Raw genomic sequence first — 24,431 nt, forward strand, 5'->3', positions numbered from 1 at the left:
TAGTATGGCTTATAATTATCCTATTCAATATAATATTTTTGCATTTGTGTATAATAAAATGGAGGTTTAATGCATGCGCAGAGTAGTTCCAGCTCACCCATCTGAATTACTTCCTTTACAACTTGAAACAATTGGAATAAACCCAGAACAAGAGTCCATCAATCGCCCGGATGGTTACCCATATTATCATTGGCTACAAACGATAGAAGGAGAAGGCGACTTAATTATTAACCGAAAAGTATGGAAAATGACTCCTCAATCAGGAGTACTGCTAGCACCATCTATCCCCCATCAATACTTTATGAAAGGCTCTGTTTGGAAAACAGCATACATGACGTTTCACGGTAATATTGCTGTTAGTTTGATCCAAACACTTGGCTGGAGCAATGCTGAACGATTTAATTGGGAAGCAAACAACGATGCGATTACAAAACAACTATACGATTTACTTTCCTTTGCCGAAACACGAACTGATCCTTCCGGATGGCAGTATTCTGCTGAATTATACCGTTTTTTAACGTTGCTTCGTACGAACGCACATACTTACAACCGTCCATCGATGATCAATCGATTAGAACGGATGCATAATTTGTTACTATGGCTAGAATCAGAATTTTCCAACCCAGATATTACGCTGGCACAAATGGCTACTCAGTTAGATATAAGCCAACGTCAGTTAAATGAACGTTTTCGACAGCTATTTGGTCAAACTGCCTACGCTTATTTATTACAATTACGGCTACGCAAAGCTAAAGAATGGCTGCCTGCCCACCCAGATTGGACCGTACGCCAAATTGGTGAAGCGGTAGGATTCCGTGATACTAGCCATTTTGTAGCCACCTTTCGGCAAAAAGAAGGAATGACTCCAGACGCTTACCGTCAATTATTTATTAGTAAAAACGTATAACTTACAGCAAATAACGAAGACTATAGTAACAAAAATCTGTAGGAGGTATATATGATACGTCGTTGGATTTTACCGTTACTACTTCTCATCGTTGTAAGTGGCTGTGCCATGTCTAGTCAGCAGGAGCAACCAACCCCTTCATCGACACCAAATATGCAAAGTCAATCGGTACAGCCGTTATCTGAACAAGCAACTCCATTACTAAATGGTGGTCCCGAAATCGAACATCGCAAAAGCGATCCGATGACACTGTCTCAATTACGTGCCAAATATCCAAGTACGTTTATATTGAACGCACCATCTGCCAAAACGGAAGTTGCCCTAACGTTCGACGATGGTCCCGATGAATATTTCACACCGCAAGTACTTGATATTTTGCAAAAAGAAGGAGTAAAAGCAACTTTTTTTCTCGTCGGAAATCGTATGGAAGCTCATCCTGATGTCGTACAACGCATTATCGAGAATGGTCATATTATAGGCAACCATTCCTATTCCCATCCGAATTATGCCACTTTAAAAGACAAACAGTTTCAAAAGGAAATATTAAAAACAGATAAAGTAATTCAACGCTTTACTGGATATAAACCGAGCTTTTTACGACCACCATACGGTAATATTACAGAGGAACAAATAAAATGGTTAGCAAGTCAACATAAACGAGTAGTAAACTGGAACGTAGATTCCTTAGACTGGAAGCAAATAAATGCAGCAGAAGTATCTAAAAATATTTTGACAAAAGTCCATCCCGGCTCGATTATATTACAACACTCTGCTGGTGGTGTAGGGCAAGATTTACAAGGAACAGTGGATGCATTATCTGACATAATCGCTAAAATCAAAGAACGGGGTATGACATTCGTAACGATTCCTGAGCTATTGGATATGCCCAAAGGTTAACCTAGATGTAGTTCATCTTTAACTAATCAAAAGAAAAGGAGACTTTCGCTATAAGCAATAAACATTGCGTATGCGAAGCGTCTCCTTTACATAACCGTATACACGTACTTTAGAAGCAATTAACTCCATTGTCCCGGAAATTGCAATTTTTGTAATGGCGGAAAATTCTCATTATATGCTTCCACCGCTTCCTTTGAAAGCTGGGAAAAAACGTTAGATTCATAAAATTTCCCCTGAATACCTTGCATACTACCTTCCACTAACTCCATTCCCATAAATGCAGCAAAGTTTTTACCATCCGCAGTAGTAATATTAAAGTGATCGCATGTTTTAAATCCAAACTTCGGATAATAATCTGCTTCCCCGAAAATGATAACCCCTTTATATCCCTCACTTGCAGCTAATTTCATTGTTTCTTTTATTAACAACTCACCAACACCACAACCTTGCCATTTAGGCTCGACACAAAGCGGACCGAAGGTTATCACTTCATGCGTACTTAGCCCATCAACGACTTGTGACTTTGTATACATCACACACCCGATGATTTCCCCATCTTTTACCGCCACTCTACTTAACGCTGGCAAATAATCTTCATGTTGACGTAAATGATGTACAAGGTAATGTTCCACACATCCCGGTTGATATTTATTCCAAAATGCATGCTGCGTTATTAACTCAACATTATACCAATCCGACTCTGTTTCCTTACGAATATCAATCCAATCTCTGCTTAGTTGCTGTTTTTCTTCTAAAAACCATCCAAATTCTAACCTTACTTCTTTTCTTTCTAAATCATTATTGTTGTAACAGCACGTATCCATCCCTATTAAGCGAAAACCTTCATGCTCATAAAAATCAACGGCATTGACGTTACACGATTGTGTTTCTAGTATAATTGCTCTTCGTCGTTCTCTTCTTGCTTGTTCCTTTGCCACTTCCAATAACGCATGACCTATACCTTGCTTTTGATAGGGTTCCGCCACCCAAAGTTCCGTAATTCTAAGCCGATTGGACCACAACTCTTGATCCGTTTCTATTGCAGCAATTAGCTCCCCATTCACTAGCACACCCCAAGCATAAGCATTCTCCCAATGATCTCCATATAACTTATCTTCAGAATCATCTGCCTCTGATGCATAAGTAATTGGTTCTAAAAAAGCCTGCTTTTCAATTGCTATACCATAACCATTTTCTGTTTTATCGACACATACATCATAGTACGTATCTGTTGTATACTTTAACGGAATAACCGTTCCCTTCCATTTTTCTTTTGGTAAATGAATTATTTCATATTCCATCGCTCTGTTCCTTTCTTAATTGTTACTGATCCGCCACCACTTTTATATTTAGATAATTGAAGCTCCCCATTTATAATATTACTAAATAAACTTTCCAATTCAAAAGTATTTACCTGACAAAGCAGAAAACATCAGAGCAATGGGCTATGTATATATGACCGCTACAGAGTACAGTTATCCATTTATGAGGATCTTTTTCGAAGAAGATGCCGTGACACATTTTTCTTTCTTTTTGATTAATGCTAAACGTTAAATGAAAAATATTCTTGTGAATAAATTCAATTAGGTCAACCAGACTAAATAAAGGGACAAAACCTATAGTTTTGTCCCCCCCATTTTGGAATATTCGGAAACAGGCATGACCCAAGCCTTCCAATGGTACTACTATTATATTCATTTAGAGTTTATTTATTCTGTCAAATCGTTCTTTCCAATCCGATGGTAAAATACCGAATAAATATAAATCAAACTTAGTTTTTCTAATAATTTTATCAAGGTCTACTTTTAATTGCTTTACATCCTTCTCATTAAGTAATTTCCGCAAAGCGTAAATCCTTGAGAACAAATCAGTATTAGTAACGAGTATTTCATCTTCGCCAGATTCAGGTAGTACAATCGATGATGTTTTTCCTATAAGCTTATTATGATGTGAGCATACATTCCTCAAATTCCTAGTGGCATCTAGCCAGGTATCCATCTGCTTTGTTACTTGCTTACCGTAATTTTTTCCGGAATAACCATATACTAAAACCTCTTTTCTCAAATCACCTCTAAGATAGGCGTATATATTAGTAACGGTTCCAAAGTCAAAATAAGATAATGCTGCCCAACAAGGTATCTTTTGCTTAGATCGACCTCCACCATTTCGGTAATCTTTTAACTCCGGAAATTTAGTTACATTTCTCCGTAATTCTTCCTCTTGCTTTTTCAGGTTTTCAAAAAACTTTTCAGCGAAAAACTTGCGATTGGCCTTTTTTTTAATTTTATCATTATCACCCTTAGATGGGGTGTAATATTGTTGATCTAAGTAAAAAGCTGAATCATTTACCTTTAATGAAACCGCATTCACCAAATGACTCTTAAACTGTATTTCAGCTTTTTTCACATAATCAAAAAACACTTTACGCACCTTAACATCAAAATCATAAGCCTCAAATAATAATTCTTGATTAGGTTTTGATTTGATAATATTAGATTGCGACAATAAATACTTACCATATCTACTTAATCTAAAATAACCCGTGTAAACCAATAATTTTTGGACACGAGTTTTTCTTGTATAAACTACATATTTTTTCATTAATTCTGCTTGTTTATCCAAATCAATTGGCTGATCAGAGTTCATAATAACCTCCTAAAAACAAAAAAAAGAATGGTATACCATTCTTAATCCCGCAAATGGAATATTTGGAAACAGGCACGACCCAAGCCTTCCAACGGTTACTAGTATTATATCATAAATTTTTATATCCTTCAACTTTTTCGTTTTGTATGTTTTTTAAAAAAGTATTCTTTAATAACAATACTGAACTTACTTATCCGGCTTCATATAATCCTGTGCAATATCATCTTTCCAGTCATCTGGCTTGACAGCACTTTTACAAAATCTAGCAACAATGATTGAGATGTCAATCATCTCCTTAATAAGTGTAATTGCTTCATCACCACTTAGCCCTGAAAGCATTATACAGGAAAAACTCCCCCTTTACAGCAGCAAGTGTTATTATTTCACCTGTCTACTATATGGGGAGCCTATCATACAGCATTAGCTTACTACTAGCGAACAATCTCCTTTTTCTAACGAAAAGAAAGTTAATTTACGGTTTTGATCACTATACTCGGAGTGCCCCTCTAAAGCCTCTTGCCCCATAGTAAGAATCAGCCCCATTGTGATAAATAAATATTTGTCCATACCGATAATCTCCGAATATCGCTCCGCCCAATTTACGGATACTGCCCGGAGTTTCCAGCCAGCTCGATGTTTTCGTATCGAACTTTCCTACTTGTTGCAAAGTACGGTACTGTTCTTCCGTCAATATATCAATTCCCATTTCTTCAGCCATACCAAGTGCACTATGCGCAGGTTTATTTTGTTTTCTCGCTTCAAGCGCAACATGATCATAGCATATACTTCTCCGACCTTTTGGACTTTCAGGGGAACAATCACAAAATATATATTCATCTGTCGTCGCATCATAGGCAATGACGTCCGGCTCGCCTTCCGTTTGTTCCATTTGATATAACGACCACATTTTCTCTTCATTTGCTTCTAATTTCTGTTGCACATTTTCCCACTGGAGCGTAGGATGACGGTCCACAAATTTCTTGAACCGAGTTTCTAATGTAACCAACAACGATGTGCGCTCCTCATTCGTTAACTGCTTGCTTGATTTTCCCATGTCACAACCTCCTCAGATACCATCATCACCTCCCGATCCATCATCGTTCAGCTAGGTCTTATTATCTTTCTGTATTATACACCTAACTTGTACCATTCTAATATATATTATTACACTAATTTGATCTTCAGAGCTCTTACTGTACCCTTAAAAGAATCTGCCTAGCATAACTATTATCCAAGACTAGATCACAGATTAGCCGTCGTGCAAACATCTCATTGATGACACGACGGCTTTAAATTATTGCTTATTCAAATAGTTATAGATGGCTTGTGCAGCTTCTGCACGCTTGACAGAATCTTTTGGTGCAAAGTTGTTATTACTTCGTCCAATCATAATGCCATGCTCTGCCAAAGTCTTGGTTGATTCTTTTGCCCACGAGGAAATTTGAGCATCATCCGCATAGCTATGCGCCTCAGAAGCCGGCAACTCTTGCTTGCTTTGCCATTCCAAAGTCCTCTGCAACATAACCGCCATTTCCTCACGGGTAATTGCAGCTGTTGGAGCAAAACGATTATTTCCTTGCCCATGGATCAGTTCAGCCTTCACAGCAGCCCCAACCACTCCCGCATACCAATCATCAGAATTGACATCTGCAAAAGTACTGCCGACTACCTCAGCAAGTCCAATCGTCCTTACCAGCAATGCGGCAAACTCAGCACGTGTAATTTCACGGTTAGGTACAAACGTAGAAGTTGACGTTCCGGCAATAATTTGTCTGGCGGCAAGTTCGCGTATTGCGTCCAGCGCCCATGGCACCTTCGATAGATCATCGAATTTTTTAACAAAAACTAATTCTGCTAGTTGTCCGCTTTGGAACAACTCAATAGACAGGTGATCGCTGGTTACTTCTTCCTTCAAATAGATAAGCTCACCATCTGTATCAATTCGATATACATGATAGTTTGCCAATTTATCTTTCGTTGCTGGCAATGAAACAATCAGCGGAGTTGTAAATGGCTTCGTCATTTGCTCTTTATCGCCTTTCGTCCATTTCACTACAACTTCCCACACTTTATTTGGCAATGAAACATCGGCATATTGTTTTTGTGCAACAAGCGCAGCTAGCCTTTTACTTTCTTCCTCTGCCAATGCTTTCAGCTCCAACTTAAGTGTCTCAGCTCCTTCTAGCTCACTAAATTGTAACCATTCCTCTATCCACTCAGCACTAAGTACTACCTGTGCATCACCTTGTTCGATCATGAGCGACTGCTGCTTCTTATGAAGTTGTTGCAAAATAGTAAGTGGAATTACTGCCACTTCCTGTCCGGCTTGTAGCATAATTACTGGTCTATCTTCAGCAATGTCCTGCGGCTTTACAACATACTCACTAGGTTTTGAACTCGGGTTAATATTTCCGCCGCTATAAGGTGGATGTGACGGATTAACTGGTTCAATCGGATCAACAGACAGAGCTACCATTTCAAAGGCAACGTAGTTAACGGTTGATGTGCCGTCCATAAGACCATTTTCCGTTAAGCTAAACGCCGCTGCACTTGTCGGTTCCACATAATTTATATGCGCTGTAAGTGCTAGCTTACGACCTTCCTCTGCTGTTATCCCAATCGTCGTCCATGGAATCGCCATCTCAACTTGATATCCCGCCTCGGTTCGTGTGCTTTGTTGCATAATACCATCGGTCAAAATGTTATTGAGAGCACCATTGTAATAAATTTCAGGATCATCGACTCTGATCGTATATTGATGTGTACGCTCATCTCGTAGCCCTTGGACAAATTTACCGTCTACAAACAACTCTACACTTGTTTCTTCCCATACGGGGCGAGTTTTTGGAACGTGAACATTTCCATCCTTCACATCAAAGGCGGCATACAAGTACGTAGGACTCCATAATAATGCTAATCTTCCTGCGCTAGTCTCATCCAGTAAGTTACCAAAGGCGATGTGACCAATATTCCAAATGGTGTCCCAAGCTGCTTCCTCTATAACTCCGTCAATATTCATGACAGTGCTATTAACAGCTTTGAGTGCATACATCTGTTTCGATTTCATAAATTTTTTCGGTGCCCAAGCAGAAGAATTGACAGCATCTTGTGAAATATCTTCCGTCATAGTTAGCTTACCCGCTGGCTCCAAGCTATCTACATCCTTGTCATTGACATGGACGGTAAGTCCGATAAGATTGCCTTCCACTGGATTAATATCTAGCGACCGCCAAGGAATGGCAACTTCCATCTGATAGCCTTCCGCAGTAGCAGCGTAACTATAGTTAATTTTTTCATTCGCTCTTGGTGTTTCCCGATATATATACACTTGCGGATCAGCTGCTCGAAATACATATCTGACAGTATGATCATCATATGTGCCTTGCTTACCTATTCCATCCACATAAATTTCCAAGGAATCGTCATCCCATGAATCGGCAGCGCCGGAATTAATAACATGCTGATCTTTCACTGCTGCTGCTACAAATAAATACTCGTCACTGTAATGATAGGAAACTAATGCTTCATTATCCGTCGTTCCTGTTTCATACGGAAGCGGTGAGCGATCCTGCCACATCGCTTCATTCAAATTCCCATCTATAGCAGGAATTACTTGACTAAAATTTAACTCATACTGTTTCATCGCTTCCGTATCGATACCTAATAAATGCAGGTCGCTAAAATACAGCTCCGCTTCCTGATTACCTGGCAATGTCCAGAACAAAATGGATGCAATATTCGCTCCGTCATTATTCAGCTCAGAAAGATCGAATGATAGATGGTTGCTACCAGCAATAATAGTACCCATCCGCTGGTCTGTATAACCACCATTAGTATCAAATAATTTAATGAAAATCTCTCTCGGTTCATTACTCAAATTAAATATATCCAACTCCACTGTATTTGCCCATGTAAAATCTTTCATATCATCACTTATAGGAATACGAATACCAGGATATATTTCCTGATTACTTACTGGAATTTTCACTTTCAGCGCTTTGCCCTCTCCAGTAGCATGATCATCAGTAACACCCAATATCGTAGCGCCATGCTCAGCTGTTATACCGTTAATCGACTGCTGATTTGGGAAATTATGAATGACTTGTTTCTGGAATATTGGTTCCAACGTACGAGACTTAACGGGTACACGCTTAGTAACCGTCCGTTCGACTGCGCCATTCTTTAGCTTTATAACTACTTCATTTATACCTAAATTAAAATTCATAACATGGCTGTAACGATCACTTACGTTATTACCTACAATTGTTGTTGGATTAATCGCTACATCGTTAATCCAAACCTCTGTACCCTTTTCGGCATATATAACAACTTCTTTTTGCGAATATTCATTCGGTTGATCATTAAATAGAACTAACGCTTGCGGATTTTGTGATAACTCTTCAATAAAATCGGCGACTTCACTTCTTACCCGCTGCAACTCCTCCACATTTTTAGTGAACGATTTTACATTTGTAAACAAACGATCGTAGTATGGTTGAATTAGTTCTTTCGTCGACACCTCAATTTCCAGTTGCTGAGCAGCTTTATTAACAAGGTCTTCCAGAAGCCACAAGTACTCATAATCCTGATTACCGTCACGAATCGCCTGTAATCTTAAAGTAGCGATCGGGCTGTTCATCCCATATTTAGCACCTGGATATAGAATATATCCATCACCGTTCGCTCCTGGAAATGCTAACGGATCATTCCAAATATCACGGGTTTGATACGCTGTTCCATTATACTTCGCATAAATATTAACAGCCCAATATAAATTTCCCTCTATACCATAAGCATGTTGCATCCACGGTACTACTCTTGCGCTAATCAAGTCGTCATCCAAATGATAAGCCGGGTAAGGATTAGCCGGAATAACACAGCCATACCACCATAGATTCCCGCCATTTGCTTTAAAATTATTCGCTAACTGTAAATAATCTTTTCCTCCAAACTCTGAGAACAGAGGTGAAAATGTATTAACATCATTCATCAGTTCTGGACGAATTGACGTCGTCACAATGTGCCTTAAATTTGGATCAATAGCAGCAATTTGCTGGCTGCGCTCGATTACTTTCGGGAACATTGCCACCGTAGGCTCATCGATTTCTCCTCCCAAATAATAGTACGCCTTGTCCAACAACCCTTTATTCTTCAGACTATCAACGAGACTTTTTGCTCTACCACTTTCAAAATCACCTACCGTATAAGGTAAATTATAGGCCGATACGCGCGGGTCATTAATATACTGCTCGGCATCTAGAATATACTGCTCATAGTCATCTGTTGGAATAGGTAATGCTGTTGGTGTAACATGATAATTCAATAGAAATTCGTAATAATTTTCCATTATACGCCAATACTCTGGTGATCCCTCTACAAGCCCCGGATAACCATATGGCAACATCCAGCCCCACACAGCAAATGCGGTTTGTGCATGATTTTGTGCAGGCAAAGCAAAATCTCTCACCTTTACTGTAATTGGTACCTGCTCTATAGTGCCGTTAGCCGTTATCGAAATAGTACCATTGTAAACACCCGATGGCGTATTGGCTTCCGTTTTTATCGTAAACCAAATTGCTTGATTATTGCCTTTTTGCACTTGAATCGATCCATGCAAATTCATATAAGGCGAATATGGTATTAATGCATCCGGATACCAACCAGGCTCATGAGCACTGTTTGACTTTGCCGTTGTTTTCACATAATGCTGTACAAGCACTTCGACGTCACTTGCAGAAATAGTCGAGCTACCCGAAGTTAAATCCGATATAGTCGCTTCTGTTATACTGACATTTCCTTCTGTAGCAGTGAGCAGCACCTGTCCGCTCTGATATTCACGCTTTGCCATCTCTAAATTAATCGCCGTTGAAGCTAACGGAGCAGCATCACGTTTTAAAGTTAACGTGCTTGGTGCTGTCCATATGCTAAAATCTCCTTCGCTCGGGTCTGGATCTTCATTCATTTGTACGAATGAAACGTCATCGAAATAAACTTTGCCAGTACCGAACGCCACCATTAAATATAAACGAGCCTTAACGGAACCTGGTAGTGGTGTGATTCGGTACGTAAAGTGCTGCCAATCCCCTGTTCTCTCTGCTGCAACCAGTTCCTTATGCGGTCCACCGAGCCACTCTTCCGTATCGTCATAAAAATCAAATACAAGCCTTGGACTTCCACTCATTTGTGGATCATCTACTTTTATCCACACCGAAAACTCATATTCCTTCGTATCGTCTACTGGTACCAAATTATCCATCTGCCAATTTGGATATTCTTCCCCCGTAGAATGGTCAATAAAAACACTATACGAACCAGAATGTTTTTCTTCCGTACTGACGCCAAAATCTGTCCCTAGTTGACCAGGTGAATATTTCCAACCCGTCGGTTTTCCTCCAGATACTAAATCAAAACTAGCGTTACTCATCAAATTACCCGAAGGTGCCGCCTCCGCTTCAGGTACGTTACCTATACCTGAAAAAAACGATATTATAAGACTTAGCACTACCATTTGAATAGCCCATCTTTTACTGTTCATCCGCCACTTATACACGACATTCACTCCTTTAGCATCTTCAAAATAAAACGCTTACATTTTATTCATTTAAGGACGAAGCAGCACTGCATGCTTGCCCCTATTTAATCAGCCCTTCATCGCTCCCATCGTAGCGCCTGCCATTATTCTTCGTTGGAAAAACATATATAATATAACGGTTGGAATTAATACAATAATAACTCCTGCAAACATCGTTACCCAATCTGAGGTATATTGCATTTTCATATTTGCTTGGTACATATTAACCCCTATTGTGTACTTAGCTGGATCACTTAAATAAATGAACGGACCAAGAAAATTGTTATATAATCCAAGAAACTTAAATATAGCAACGGTTACAATACCAGGAGTTGACAAGGGAATAATAATGCGCCAAAACGTTTGATAAATGGATGCTCCATCAATATAGGCACTCTCTTCCAAATCCTTAGGAAGGGAAGACATAAATCCACCTAGTAGCATGAGGAAAAAAACATTTTCACCGAAACTATCCAATATAACAAGTCCGGTTAAGCTATTTGTTAAATGCAAACTTTTCATTAATAAATATTGTGGTACCAATGCATTAATTCCAGGCAAAAATAGTGATAACATGATGAGTCCCCATATAAATGACCTACCGCGAAACTCCATTCTAGTTAGAGCATACGCGTTAAGCGTCGTCAGAAAAGTTCCAATAATCAAACTTACTCCTACGTAATAGACTGTATTTATCATAGATTTTCCAATATTATAATCCGTCCACGCTTGCTCATAGTTAGTCCAATTCAAACTTGTAGGCAGCGCCCAAATATCCTGAAAAAATTCCACATTCGTTCTAAGTGATTGATAGGCTATCCATACTATCGGAAAAATAATGGTAGCTGCCCAAAAGAAAAGCACCAGCCTCCAAACGTAATCCATCAATGTTCGCCGTTGAGTCATATTTCCAATCTCCTTCGCGAGTCATTAAAACTCAATTGTTTCCTCAGGATAATACTTGTCGATAATAAATTTTGCCCCAACTAATATAACGAACAACAACATACCGATTGCAGACGCGTATCCATAATTATGATACTCTTTCCCAAAGGCTAGATTAAACATATATAATCCGGCTACATCCGTTGAACCTTCTGGTCCACCATTGGTCAAAATCATAATTATTTCAAAACTTTTTAGTGATCCAAGTACAACGTAAATAACGCAGACCCGGATAACATTACGAATAAGTGGTATTGTAATTTTAAACAGCAACTCCATCGGTCGAGCCCCTTCGAGCTGAGCCGCCTCATAGAGTGATCTGGGAATGGCACTCATAGCATTAATGAAAATAATGACATATAATCCTACACCTCCCCAAACCATCGGGAGAACAAGAGCCCAAATAGCTGTTTTCGTGCTGCCTAACCAGTAAAAGTCGTTCATCTTGAGACCGAATAATTCAATAACTCCATTAAGCAGTCCAAAACTGCCATCATAAATAAATGACCAGATCATCGCTACAATTACCGTAGAAAGTACATTAGTAAAGAAATATATCACTTTGTACCAGGCATTTTCCTTATACGACTTCATATTAAGCAAATAGGCTAACAATAATGATATAAACAACGTAAATACCGGAACGATAACCATGTAGATAGCATTATGGTACAATGCACGCCAAACGAATTTATCCTGGATCATATAAATAAAGTTATCCAACCCAACAAACTTAGAATCTGTTAAACCATCCCATTCCAATAAAGAATAATAGACGGACAGTAGGTTAGGGTACAAGGTAAATAAAATATATCCGAGCAAAGATGGAGCGATCGCTATTACTAAAAACATTCTTTTCTGACGGCTAGCTTTATTCATTCTACGTTTTGGCTTTGCCATTATTTGCGGCGGTTGTAGTTCAGCCTCCAATGCAAATCCCCCCTCTTCACAGATTTGGGAGAGGAAGCCCCTCTCCCAAATCTATCATTCGTCTTATGGACGGTCTTTAGCAATAGCTGCTTGTCTTAGTTTCTCTGCTTCTTCTAATACCGGTAGCGGATCTTTCTTACCCGTTGCAACTGCAGTAATCAACTCATTTAATATTTTAACTGCTTGACCTTCCTCTGGACTTGTCAAAGCAAAATTACGTTGATAAGAAATGTATTCTACATTGTGCTTCGTTGAATATTCCATTACTGCTTTTTGAGTTGGTTGCAACTTCTCCACTCGGGCAGGATCCTCACTATAGTCTAATCTTCCTGGATAAGAACCCGCATCAACTGCTAATGACTCCTGAATTTCAAAATTATAGAGACTCAGAATAAATTCCTTCGCCCATTGTTTTGTAAGTTCAGGTTTGTTTTTCCAAATGGCAAAACTCACATCACCTGTACCAGCATTTACAAACACCGTCTGATTCGAATCATTCGTAACTGGAATACTCATAAAGCCCCAAGTAAAACCTGCTGGTGTACTTTCTTTCATTTCATTACCTACCCAATCACCAGTAGCAACCATCGCCGCTTTATGCTGCATCACTTGCATTTGCGACTGCGTATGGTTAAGAGCAGCTACACCTGCTGGAAAATAACCATTTTTCCCAAATTGGTACATACGATTCCATGCCTCTTTGTTTTCTTCTGTTGTAATCTGGGGGCCATCATAATTACGGAAATTAGCTACATAAGTATCAAAAGTGCCATTAGCCTTGGCTAAATCGAATTGTAGTACTTGAAATACATAATCTGTTAAGTAACCAGCATAAACTCCTGGGAATGTAATTGGAATAATACCGTCTGATTTGATCTGTTCAAGCAAGGAAACAAACTCGTCCCACGTGTTTGGATTTTTGTTCCATCCCTTCTCATCAAATAATTGTTGGTCAAAAAATAATCCTGAGTTAAAACCAACGACCGGTACACGAGCGGTCATACCAGCACTTGTTGCATTGTTATAGAAATCATCGGATATAACAGAACGTAGTGTTTTACCTGAACCATCTGGCAATTCACGTTCCCAAAGATCATCTTGCGATTCAATTTTACCTGCTTCCACTAAACGATCCAAAGCTCCGTTAGCAGAAAATCTCGGCATAAATAGATCAAACATATCATCATCATTACCAGCTGCAATCTTTGGCTCCAGTATAGTCTCCAGTGTCGGTGTCGATGTCAAATCAAAGGTGACGTTTGGATACTTCGCTATAAATTGTTCCATCGCCAAATCAATCCAAGCCCTGCCTGAACCACTTTCCCATAAGCCGACTTTTAAAATTACCTTCTCCTCTTTGGATAGTCCATTCTCATAGACTTCCGGTTCAATCACTTCTTCCGTAGCATTTGGAGCTGCTGTTTCCGTCGTCGTTGTTGTCGTCGTTGTTGTCGGCGAGTTTGCCGGTTTTTCACTTCCACTCGAGCCACATGCCATTAATAAAGAAAAACACATGACTACAAACAATACAAGGACAGTTAACTTTTTCAATTCCATTACCCCCTAGTTTTTTTCAGCCGATGCTATTTAAAAGCTGGTTGCTTATCAGCTGGGCTGTCAATGCAATAGATTTACCTCCTGCTAGCCTAGATTTTTCCGCCGCAAAAGCCATCAAATGGCTTTGCATAGAAACTTCTGCTGATGTAAGTGCTGGTCTGGCATCATTGCCATGAGATCTTACTTGCTTCAAAAAAGAACGCATTAATCCTTCGTCTCCTCCGCCATGCCCGCCTTCTTCATCAGCAATCGAGATCACTTCCGGCTCTTTCCCAAAACGGTACAGCTTAATATCTTTCTTTTCCATGCAACCTCGAATTTCACCCCGCGTACCCATAATCTGTACTGTTCTTGAAATATCATGGGAAAAACCTGACATTGTAAAAGAAGCTGTCGTACCACTTTCAAACTCCATATTTACGATCTGATGATCGACAACATCATTATTACAGCGGTAAACACATCGGCCAAATGGTCCTGTCCTGATTGCTTCACGCACCCCATGCGGCGTAAGATCATGAGTTATAAATCTAGTCCAATCTGTCGTTTCTGCCTCTTCATAAATTCTAATGGCAGAGTAAGGGCATTCGCGTTCTACCGCACATCCATCCAAACATCTTTCCGTCGAGCCTTCTGGGGCTTTTTCAATCCGAAAATGTTTTAAGGAACCATAGGAACTGACTTTGGTACATGGCTCATCAATTAACCATGCCAAAATATCCATATCATGACAGGATTTCTGCAAAATCATCGGGCTTGTTTCTTTTGCACGACTCCAATTACCTCTGACGAAACTATGGGCAATATGATAGTAGCCAACATTCTCACTTAATTGCACAGAAACAACTTCACCAATGGCATCGCTTTCAATTAACTGCTTTATACTCGACCAAAATGGTGTATATCGTAGTACATGGCACACCGTCAACAAGCGACCATATTTACGCGACGCTTCAATCATCGCAATAACTTCATCTTCAGACGGAGACATCGGCTTCTCCAGCAATACATCATACCCAAGTTCCATAGCTCTCACTGTCGGATGAAAGTGCATTCTATCTTGCGTTGCGACTATAGCAATATCTGCCATCCTAGGTCTAACCAGTAACTGCTCCCAGCTTTCAAACAATTCACTATCCAATAAACCATGTTCGGCAGCTGCAAGCATTCTGCGCTCTTCATCGGGTTCAGCAACCGCGACAATTTTTAATTTATCAGGATACTTATTAGCATAAGCTCCATACACAAATCTCCCTCTTGCCCCGGCGCCTATTAACACTCCTGTTATTTGGCGCAAAATATCACACCTTTCTTTGTCTATACTCTCCAACTAAATCGGTAAACCTTTTTCATAAACCAATAGTAACAGCCGTTACTAACTGATGTCAACACTATTTTTTAACTGATTTACAGTTTCTTTTTCGCTTATATCGCTCTATTTATAAGTGTTTATTAGCGAAAGCTTTAAATTGTTTGACGTATTTGCTACTTTTAATCTATAATATAACTAGCGTTACTAAGTTGTTTTATAAAGGAGTCAGTGCAATGGTTACAAAAAAAGAGATAGCGGAGTACCTTGGCATTTCACGCACTTCCGTTTCCCTTGTACTAAACAATTCACCTGGACATAATATCTCCATCGAGACGAGTAAAAAAATACTGCAAGCAGCAAAGGATCTTGGTTACCGAGATATCGAATTTTCCCCAAAGCTTTGCTATGTGCTCTATGATCGAGATGCTAACGATCCACGTTATATGGCAGATTTGCATACAATAGAATCAGCTGCAAGTCAGTATAATTACGGCTTAATCTTTATGAATATTACTCCTGATGGTGAATCGTTAAATAAACTACAAAAAATAATAGAAAATCAAGAAATTGATGGCTTTGTCATATCCGGAGATGTAGATGGCAAACTGCTGAATATTTTCCAACAATCCAATGTACCATATATCTTATATGGTAAGCCATTATACGAAATCGAAAAAAATTGTAATCATATCGCAAATGATGATCGTAAGCTCGCTTATGATGCTGTTAGCAACTTACTCGACATGGGACATACTCGCATTGCACTTTTTATGGGATCTTTGGATTACCTTATTCATCAGCGTACTTTAGAGGGATATTTGGAAGCTCATAAAAATAAGGGAGTCGAAGTGGATAAATCGCTGATTCAAATCAGTAACGATGAGAATGGCTTTGAGATATGCAAGCGTGCTCGGATGCTACGCCTCCATTACTCAGCAGCTTTCTGCGCAAATACAGTGATCCAATTTGGCGCATTGCAATATTTGCAAAGTACAGGAATAGCTGTTCCCGCTGATATCAGCTTGGTCGGTTCTGGGTTTTCTGAATTAGTAAAATTAAGCATACCACCACTCACTACCTACTATGTTTCCAATACGGAAAAGGAACGAATCGTTAGTCTATTAATCGAACAGATTAACAATAAAACAAGCAACGAACCAATCTCTGTATATATTACAGATTTTGAATGTTTTGAAGGCGGTACAATTGCACCCTATAAATCTGTCGATCATCAAAAAGGAGCAGTAGCTGATCAATCATAATCCAGCACCTTTAGCTTCTTTGATTTTATTATTCGAATGTATTTGAGTTTTGGCTACATTAAAATATTATTTTCAAGAAGAAAACTGCTCTTCGCCTCAAGGCAAGGAGCAGTTTTCTCATTTCTTACTTGCTTTTATATTACTTACTTGCTTTGTATGCAGCCAAATGTTCTTTTACTTTAGCAGCATCAGCTTTCAGATCTAATCCTGTATTAACTAGTGGACTTAGCGTAGAAACTGCTTTAATTTTGTTGCCACCGTAGAACGTCAAAAATTCATCTTGATTAATAGAGTATAGTACCGCTTTTCTCAAGTCTACACTTTCCGCAACTGGACGATTAGCTGTGTTAAAGCGAAGGTAACTAACAGCGTTACTTGGAATAGCTTGTAGCTCCAGCTTACTATCTGCTTTAATAACATCATATTTGTTTTCTGTTAATCCGTAATATAGGTCAATCTCTCCACTACGAAGGGCAGACAAACCGCTATCCATATCTTTAATGAAACGAATTTTGATATTACTAATTTTCGGGTCATGCTTCGTTTCTTTCATATAGTTAGGGTTTTTATAAAATATCGCTTCATAGTCGTTTTTGTGTGACAGAATATATGGACCACTTGTATATAACGTATTATTGTAGCTGTCACCTTCTGTGACCGTGTTTTGATCACCGTAAGGAATATCTTTGTTTACATCAAATTTTGCTACATCGTACGTGTTAATGCTCTCTACTTGTTTTTTCGATACAATACCAGCCGATTGATGCGCCAAATAGTTCAGTACTTGTGGAAACGGAATTGTTGTCGTTACTTTAACTACTTGGTATTTTCCAGCAGCATTATTTGCTTCTGTTTTATCAGCTACTAATGCCGTCACTTTTTGGTCTAATCCTTTTTCCAAAGCTGCTTTTACCGTTTCATTACCACCAGAAATCTTCACATTTTCTAAACTTGCCCAATCCGTTACTAGTTCAACATTAGCAATATGTTCGTGCAAAGTATACGTACGATGATCGGGTACAGAGTTTTTATCCTTTGCACGATTCAAAGAGAAGATAACATCGTCAGCACCAACGCGCTCGCCGGAATCAACAGCTTTTTTGTTGTCAATTTTAGCAAAGTTAATATCATCACGTAGTATGAAGTAGTACTCAGAATTACCATCTGCAATCGCATGATTTAACGATAGCGAACCTTCAGATGTTACTTGGTCATCATCTGTTAAGTTAACTATGCGAACATGCATATTTGTATTAATAATGTTGATGGAACCATCATTTCCTTTGATCGGATCTAGAGAAGTCAATACCGGCATTGTCGATTGCAACACTAACACTTCACTATCGCGTTTCGCAGTATCGTTAAAATCTACTTCTTCCCAAGGTAAAGAACGAGATTTAGAAATACGAACCGAGTCAGCATTCAATTTTTGTTTATTCAGTGCTTGTGCTTTTTGAGAAGTATACAATGGAGCAATATAAGCTTTTTCAAAGACTAATTTTTCTTCAAACTGTTTGTACGTTTCCACAAATTCTTCTGGTGTTTGTGCTGCTGCTTTATCGATCAATTCATCGATTTCTGGATCTTTGTGAATACTATAGTCGCCACCAGTTTTGAACAACGCACGAACGGCATAGTCTGGGTTACCTGTTACTGTCGTCCAGCTATTCAGCGACATATCATAGTTACCAGCATCTTCTAGCGATTTGAAAGAACCATAATCTGGTTGAAGATTTACTTTCACATTAAATCCATTTTTAGTAAGTTGATCACGAACAATGTTCGCATCGTCTTCGTTGGCACTCATTGCCAATAACTCAATTTCCACAGCACTTCCATCAGTTACAGCAGTTGAATTATTGCCTGTTGGATTGCTGGTAGGTTCATTGACATCACCTTTTGTTTTCACAGCACAGCCGCTTAAAATAAGGACGAAACTCATAAACAACAATAACGCAATTTTCCTTTGTCTCTTCATTTTGATACCCCCATTTTTTAATTACATTACACGTCATTCGTGTTTAGGATCAAGCGCATCTCGCAAACCATCACCTAAAAAGTTAAAAGATAGCACTAGCGCAATAATCGCTAAGCCAGGATAGATAGCGGTATAGGCATGTGTTTCCAAGTATGCACTTCCCACCTTCAAAATATTACCCCATTCTGGAATATGCGGCTCTACGCCAAGTCCCAAATAACTTAAACTACTAGTAGCTATAACTGCTGTACCTATCGTAATACTCGATTTGACAATCATCGGAGCCATCGAATTCGGTACGACGTGCCGCATCATAATTTGCCAATCACTTACTCCCAGCACCCGAGCAGCTTGTACATACTCAAGTGAAGATACAGACAACACATTCGCTCGCATCGTTCTAGCAAACGTTGGAATCGAACCGACACTTAAAGCGATAATTAAATTGGTTGTATTAGCTCCAAATGCTGCGATTATAGCAATAGCTAGTAAAATTCCTGGTATAGCATACAAAACATCTAACAATCTCATAATTACGTTGTCCGTTTGTTTGCCATAATAACCAGAAACAACACCCAATAATCCTCCGACTATAAAAGGAATTATTGTAGTAAGTATACCTATCGTCAATGAAATACGGGCTCCGAATATAATACGTGAAAATAAATCTCGCCCAAAATTATCTGTACCAAATGGATACATCATACTTGGCTTTTGCAATATAGCACCATAATTATTTACAATAGCCAAATCATAATCAAACGTTAAATAGCTCGACAACGCCAAATGAAGCAAAAAGATAATGAAAAAAATGCCTATCATCGATGTTGAACTTTTTGATATTTGATCCACTACTTCACTAATTTTCGAACCAGCTGTATAATCTTTAGCTCTTAATTTGGAGATAAGTAGTAAGCCGAGCATAAGTGCAAATAAATTCCCCAATAGTGCAGTAGCCATCAATACAATCGCAACTATCCACATCCAACGTGGCAATACTTGATTGTCAGCATATTTGGCTATTAATAATAAAGCAACAAGCTGGATTAATGCAATGACGATTAACAATCCCATACCTACCATAAATAAATCAGTAACGTACGGTTTAAATAAATTCAACAACGTTACAGCAAAAACAGCTATCGTTGTGAGCAAACTATATACGGAAAGGGTATATGCAGCATTCTTTTTCTTTTTAACTAACTGAAATGCTGCTGTTGTAATAAATATATTGCCTGTCAGTAAACTGAGCATTAACAGGTAACCTAACGATCGAGTAGACGATTTTATTTCACCATGCTTTAAATCGCGTCGAATAAGCGCCCACACAGCAAACTGAAAAGCTGCAAATAGAAAATATAAACTACTAACGATCAATGTAGGAACGTGAATCGTCCCACTTCGAAAAGAATAACTGTTCAGCAGAAACACTAGTGCCAACACTACTGTAACTACACCCGCAAAACTTGCTTGCGTGTACTCTTGACTCGATTTCAACCGAAACTGGATCTCTTGTTTTATAAATGGATGAGTAGCCACTGTTAGCACCCGCCTTAGTATTGTTTCAACTTGGAACGTATTCTTGGGTCAAAGAAAGCATATAGCAAATCAATAAACATATTGATAAGTGAAATGGTAATTGCTGTGTAGACTACCCCGCCCATAACAGCTGGAATATCGGGAATAAACTGCTTTTCTACAATATAGTTACCAATACCACTAATATTAAACACTTGCTCTGTTACAGCCGCACCGCCAAGCATCCCACCAAACTGAAGACCAATAATCGTTACAATCGGGATAAGTGCGTTTCTCACCGTATGCCGCCAAAGTACTGTTCTACGTGACAGCCCTTTTGCTTTTGCCGTAATAATATAATCTTCGTTAATTACTTCTAATGTCGAAGAACGAGTCATCCGAGATACAGCAGCTGTAAGCGCCGTTCCTAGCACAAAGATTGGCATAATCGCTGACATCCAATTATTCGGATTATATGTCGCTGGCAGCCATGGTAGTTTAATCGAGAATCCTAAAATCATAATTAATCCTTGCCAGAAATTCGGAATGGATAAACCAATCAAAGCAATGAACATAAACGTGTAATCAAAAAAGGAATTAGGTCTTGTTGCTGACACAATACCAATAGGCAAAGCGATAATGACAGCAAAAATAGTCGCAAGAAGTGTCAACGTAAACGTAACAGGAAATTTGTTCAAGATTGCTGTAGTCACTTGTTCATTACCTGCGAACGATTTACCTAAATCAAACGTCAAAATACCTTTTATATTGTTCCACAACTGCATCAAATAAGGTTGATCTAACCCATAAATTTGATTGAAATTCGCTATTTGCTCATTGGTTGCTGTCTCCCCAAGCAAATTGGCTGCTGGATTCATAGGAGATAAATACAATATCGTAAATACTAATATAGCAACACCAAAAATAACAAATACGGTCATCATTAACCGTTCGAATATATATTTTACATAAGCATTAGAATAAATCGCCATTAATAAGTACATAGGAAATCCTATTATAATAGAAAGAACAAACAAAAGCGGATGTCCAATAAACGAAGCATAGCTATCAACAAATGTAACTTTCGTGGCAGCAAGCTCCGTCTCTTTTTCCTTCAAACGAGTATCGAGCAAATTAGTGAATCTTGCTATTGCTAATTTCTCTGCTTCTTTCTCTGTTTGCTCCTTGCTTGCTTTTTGTCCAAAAAACCGCTGTTTCCGCTCTATTTGATCTTGAGCTTCTTTACGTAACACATCCATATAGCCTTCATTTAGCAATTTTTGCCGCATCTCCGAAGCAATTGCATTGTAACTACTTTTTGATTTACGATAGAGGTAGATAAAATATATAATGATTGTAACAGGCGCACCAACAAGCAGTAGAAAGAACCGGTACGAAGGATGTAATAACATTTTTCCATACAGATTCGTTAAACGACTGTGAATACCTTCGTCAGTGGCAGTAGTTTGTCTACTCAACACAATTCGCTCCTTCCAAGCCAAGTTTCAATTGCATAATTCCGATAGATATAGTATATCTTATTTAAGCCGTCGAAAATTGTCAATAACTCTCGATTAAGCTCGTTAATACATTATACAGAATCTGTAGACAGATAGATATATTCGTTATAACAATTAATTAGATTAATAATAAATATTAGTGGTAACTTTTCAAAAAATAATTTAACTCGGGTGACGATATGAATACACTACTGCAAGTTAACAATTTATCCGTTTCGTTTTTTTCTCATGATAAGGAAGTAGAAGCGGTACGCGGCGTCAGTTTTGAAGTTCATAAAGGTGAAACACTCGGCATCGTCGGGGAATCCGGTAGTGGAAAAAGCGTTACAGCTCGTACCATTATGCGGTTACTTCCATCACCACCTTCGATGATAAAAAATGGAGAAGTCATTTTTAATGGGCAAAACCTTGCTTTTAAAACCGACAAAGAAATGGAAAACATTCGAGGAAAAGATATCGGGATGATTTTTCAAGATCCGATGTCATCACTTAATCCTACGATGCGTATCGGAAAACAGATAGAAGAAAGTTTAATTAAACACCGTAATTTAGGTTCACAGGAAGCACGAAAAGAAGCTATCCAAATGCTAAAAATGGTCGGTATAAACAATCCAGAAGCTCGCTATTTGCAATATCCACACGAGTTTTCTGGAGGAATGCGTCAACGAGTGATGATTGCTATTGCACTTGCTTGTCGCCCCTCCTTACTTATAGCCGATGAACCTACTACCGCTCTTGATGTAACGATTCAAGCACAAATATTGCAACAAATGAAAGACCTGCAACAGCAGCTTGGTACTTCCATCATTCTAATTACACATGACCTCGGTGTCGTTGCTGGAATGTGCGATCGTGTTGTTGTCATGAAAAGTGGAGAAATTGTAGAAACGGGGACGACCGAAGAAATTTTCTCCAATCCGCAACATGAATATACCATTAAATTACTGAATGCTTTGCCACGACTACACGAAAAGAAACAACCAAAACTAACACCGATGATTAATATTGAGCAAGACGATATTCCTTTATTACAAGTTCGCTCCTTAAAACAACATTTCAACTTAGGAAAAGGGCAGATTATTAAAGCAGTTAATGATATTAGTTTCGATATTAAAGCAGGGGAAACGCTAGGATTTGTTGGCGAGTCTGGTAGCGGTAAATCAACGACTGGACGAGCTATTTTAAATTTGAATGAACTTACTGGTGGAGAAGTACTATATCAAGGTATTCCACTTCAACAACTTAATCGATCCGAAATGAAAATGATGCGTCGCCATATGGGGATGATCTTCCAAGATCCTTACGCTTCCTTAAATCCAAGATTAAAAATTATGGATATCATTGGCGAAGCACTCGATGTGCATAAATTAGTTTCCAGCAAAAAAGAACGACAACAGCGAGTGAACGAATTGCTTGAAATGGTAGGACTAGACGCCTCACATGCGTTGCGTTATCCTCACGAATTTTCTGGCGGACAACGTCAACGAATTGGTATCGCCCGAGCATTAGCTGTCGAACCAAAGTTTATCGTTTGTGATGAACCTTTATCTGCACTCGATGTTTCCATTCAAGCACAAATCGTGAAACTACTGCAAGAGCTGCAACAAAAATTAGGATTAACGTATCTGTTTATTGCGCATGATCTATCGATGGTCAAACATATTAGCGACCGAGTAGCGGTTATGTACAAAGGAAAAATAGTCGAGCTAGCTGAAAGCGAAGAACTGTATGCTAACCCACTACACCCTTATACAAAGTCGCTATTATCTGCTATTCCAATTCCAGACCCAAAAATCGAAGCACAAAAAAAATTCATTCCACCCGCTGCTCCTACGAATGATGATCCGTACGAGTTAGACAACTCGATCTTCGTGGAAGTAACAGCAGGACATTGGGTGGCACAACAAGTGAACAATGTTGCAATAAGTTGAATGAAAAAACACCGACGACTTCCTACTGAAATATGGACTATGATCCAAGGTAGTGTGGTCGGTGTTTTTTCTCTCATTGTTGAGGAAACGGCTATAGACAGATCTACATAGCAATTCTACTATTGCTTTCGGTGATGCCTGTCACTTCCTAAATTTTACAACTTATTCACTTCTATCTTTTAGAAGGGGTGTTGATTCTTTCCAATGTATTCTTCTGCTTGATCGTCTTATAGTTCACAATATAACTTTGACCTAGTTGGATGAGATTCCACACATTAAAATCCGTTACATATATCTTTTCGGTTGATGCAGTAATATTGTGCAGATGACAAGGTCAAGTCCTTTTTTATGTGTAAATTCCCTTTAGATATGATCTGCCGGACTTATGACTTGGGTTCGGCTTTCTTCTTCTCTTTTTTCCACGTCCAATATAGGTCCATATCGATGTATCTCCTCT

General features: G+C 38.8%; 16 protein-coding genes. 4 read left to right on the forward strand and 12 right to left on the reverse strand.

Annotated features, from left to right (window positions below; translation table 11 throughout):
- The first annotated feature begins 73 nt into the window (after positions 1–73).
- Positions 74–907: an AraC family transcriptional regulator gene (locus ACFSTH_RS03620; protein ID WP_377769558.1), complete on the forward strand. Its 834-nt coding sequence runs from the start codon at positions 74–76 to the stop codon at positions 905–907.
- 51 nt (positions 908–958) lie between these two features.
- Positions 959–1,804 carry a polysaccharide deacetylase family protein gene (locus ACFSTH_RS03625; RefSeq protein WP_377769557.1) on the forward strand — a complete coding sequence of 282 codons (846 nt, stop codon included), beginning with the start codon at positions 959–961 and terminating at the stop codon, positions 1,802–1,804.
- A 119-nt stretch (positions 1,805–1,923) separates the two neighbouring features.
- Here ACFSTH_RS03625 and ACFSTH_RS03630 read toward each other — a convergent pair whose 3' ends face one another.
- From ACFSTH_RS03630 to ACFSTH_RS03670, 9 genes are all read right to left on the reverse strand, one after another.
- Positions 1,924–3,105, reverse strand: a complete 1,182-nt coding sequence (locus ACFSTH_RS03630; RefSeq protein ID WP_377769556.1) for a GNAT family N-acetyltransferase — start codon at positions 3,103–3,105, stop codon at positions 1,924–1,926.
- A 397-nt stretch (positions 3,106–3,502) separates the two neighbouring features.
- Positions 3,503–4,450: an Abi family protein gene (locus tag ACFSTH_RS03635; RefSeq protein ID WP_377769555.1), complete on the reverse strand. Its 948-nt coding sequence runs from the start codon at positions 4,448–4,450 to the stop codon at positions 3,503–3,505.
- Between the two features lie 186 nt (positions 4,451–4,636).
- On the reverse strand, positions 4,637–4,789 hold the full coding sequence (locus tag ACFSTH_RS03640; RefSeq protein WP_377769554.1) for a hypothetical protein: 153 nt from the start codon (positions 4,787–4,789) through the stop codon (positions 4,637–4,639).
- Positions 4,790–4,937: 148 nt separating this feature from the next.
- A complete protein-coding gene (locus ACFSTH_RS03645) occupies positions 4,938–5,504 on the reverse strand; it encodes a DUF4256 domain-containing protein (protein ID WP_377769553.1) in 567 nt (188 codons plus the stop codon).
- A 240-nt stretch (positions 5,505–5,744) separates the two neighbouring features.
- Positions 5,745–11,000 (reverse strand): glycoside hydrolase domain-containing protein, encoded by a 5,256-nt coding sequence (locus ACFSTH_RS03650; protein ID WP_377769552.1) that lies wholly within the window; start codon positions 10,998–11,000, stop codon positions 5,745–5,747.
- 90 nt (positions 11,001–11,090) lie between these two features.
- Entirely contained in the window at positions 11,091–11,927 is an 837-nt protein-coding gene (locus tag ACFSTH_RS03655) for a carbohydrate ABC transporter permease (protein WP_377769551.1), read from the reverse strand.
- Between the two features lie 24 nt (positions 11,928–11,951).
- On the reverse strand, positions 11,952–12,896 hold the full coding sequence (locus tag ACFSTH_RS03660; RefSeq protein WP_377769550.1) for a carbohydrate ABC transporter permease: 945 nt from the start codon (positions 12,894–12,896) through the stop codon (positions 11,952–11,954).
- A 63-nt stretch (positions 12,897–12,959) separates the two neighbouring features.
- On the reverse strand, positions 12,960–14,447 hold the full coding sequence (locus tag ACFSTH_RS03665; RefSeq protein WP_377769549.1) for an ABC transporter substrate-binding protein: 1,488 nt from the start codon (positions 14,445–14,447) through the stop codon (positions 12,960–12,962).
- Between the two features lie 22 nt (positions 14,448–14,469).
- The gene (locus ACFSTH_RS03670; protein WP_377769548.1) at positions 14,470–15,750 is read right to left on the reverse strand and encodes a Gfo/Idh/MocA family protein; all 1,281 of its coding nucleotides are present in this window, start codon (positions 15,748–15,750) and stop codon (positions 14,470–14,472) included.
- 248 nt (positions 15,751–15,998) lie between these two features.
- On the opposite strand from ACFSTH_RS03670, the gene ACFSTH_RS03675 reads away from it, so the two are divergent.
- Complete coding sequence (locus ACFSTH_RS03675) at positions 15,999–17,027, forward strand: LacI family DNA-binding transcriptional regulator (protein WP_377769547.1); 1,029 nt, start codon at positions 15,999–16,001, stop codon at positions 17,025–17,027.
- Between the two features lie 139 nt (positions 17,028–17,166).
- On the opposite strand, the gene ACFSTH_RS03680 is transcribed toward ACFSTH_RS03675, so the two are convergent.
- The 3 genes from ACFSTH_RS03680 to ACFSTH_RS03690 are packed head-to-tail and all read right to left on the reverse strand — an operon-like array spanning position 17,167 to position 22,001.
- Positions 17,167–19,005: an ABC transporter substrate-binding protein gene (locus tag ACFSTH_RS03680; protein WP_377769546.1), complete on the reverse strand. Its 1,839-nt coding sequence runs from the start codon at positions 19,003–19,005 to the stop codon at positions 17,167–17,169.
- 33 nt (positions 19,006–19,038) lie between these two features.
- The gene (locus ACFSTH_RS03685) at positions 19,039–20,544 is read right to left on the reverse strand and encodes an ABC transporter permease (RefSeq protein ID WP_377769544.1); all 1,506 of its coding nucleotides are present in this window, start codon (positions 20,542–20,544) and stop codon (positions 19,039–19,041) included.
- A gap of 14 nt (positions 20,545–20,558) precedes the next feature.
- Positions 20,559–22,001, reverse strand: a complete 1,443-nt coding sequence (locus ACFSTH_RS03690) for an ABC transporter permease (protein WP_377769542.1) — start codon at positions 21,999–22,001, stop codon at positions 20,559–20,561.
- 221 nt (positions 22,002–22,222) lie between these two features.
- On the opposite strand from ACFSTH_RS03690, the gene ACFSTH_RS03695 reads away from it, so the two are divergent.
- Positions 22,223–23,974 carry an ABC transporter ATP-binding protein gene (locus ACFSTH_RS03695; RefSeq protein ID WP_377769541.1) on the forward strand — a complete coding sequence of 584 codons (1,752 nt, stop codon included), beginning with the start codon at positions 22,223–22,225 and terminating at the stop codon, positions 23,972–23,974.
- Positions 23,975–24,431 lie beyond the last annotated feature (457 nt).

The sequence above is a fragment of the Paenibacillus yanchengensis genome, assembly GCF_042684845.1.
Classification (GTDB): Bacteria; Bacillota; Bacilli; order Paenibacillales; family Paenibacillaceae; genus Pristimantibacillus; species Pristimantibacillus yanchengensis.

What these genes read in the sequence shown, in the direction of transcription:
- ACFSTH_RS03620 (WP_377769558.1), top strand. Translation starts at nt 74, where the DNA reads ATGCGCAGAGTAGTTCCAGCTCACCCATCTGAATTACTTCCTTTACAA.
- ACFSTH_RS03625 (WP_377769557.1), top strand. Translation starts at nt 959, where the DNA reads ATGATACGTCGTTGGATTTTACCGTTACTACTTCTCATCGTTGTAAGT.
- ACFSTH_RS03630 (WP_377769556.1), bottom strand. Translation starts at nt 3,105, where the DNA reads ATGGAATATGAAATAATTCATTTACCAAAAGAAAAATGGAAGGGAACG.
- ACFSTH_RS03635 (WP_377769555.1), bottom strand. Translation starts at nt 4,450, where the DNA reads ATGAACTCTGATCAGCCAATTGATTTGGATAAACAAGCAGAATTAATG.
- ACFSTH_RS03640 (WP_377769554.1), bottom strand. Translation starts at nt 4,789, where the DNA reads ATGCTTTCAGGGCTAAGTGGTGATGAAGCAATTACACTTATTAAGGAG.
- ACFSTH_RS03645 (WP_377769553.1), bottom strand. Translation starts at nt 5,504, where the DNA reads ATGGGAAAATCAAGCAAGCAGTTAACGAATGAGGAGCGCACATCGTTG.
- ACFSTH_RS03655 (WP_377769551.1), bottom strand. Translation starts at nt 11,927, where the DNA reads ATGACTCAACGGCGAACATTGATGGATTACGTTTGGAGGCTGGTGCTT.
- ACFSTH_RS03675 (WP_377769547.1), top strand. Translation starts at nt 15,999, where the DNA reads ATGGTTACAAAAAAAGAGATAGCGGAGTACCTTGGCATTTCACGCACT.
- ACFSTH_RS03680 (WP_377769546.1), bottom strand. Translation starts at nt 19,005, where the DNA reads ATGAAGAGACAAAGGAAAATTGCGTTATTGTTGTTTATGAGTTTCGTC.
- ACFSTH_RS03695 (WP_377769541.1), top strand. Translation starts at nt 22,223, where the DNA reads ATGAATACACTACTGCAAGTTAACAATTTATCCGTTTCGTTTTTTTCT.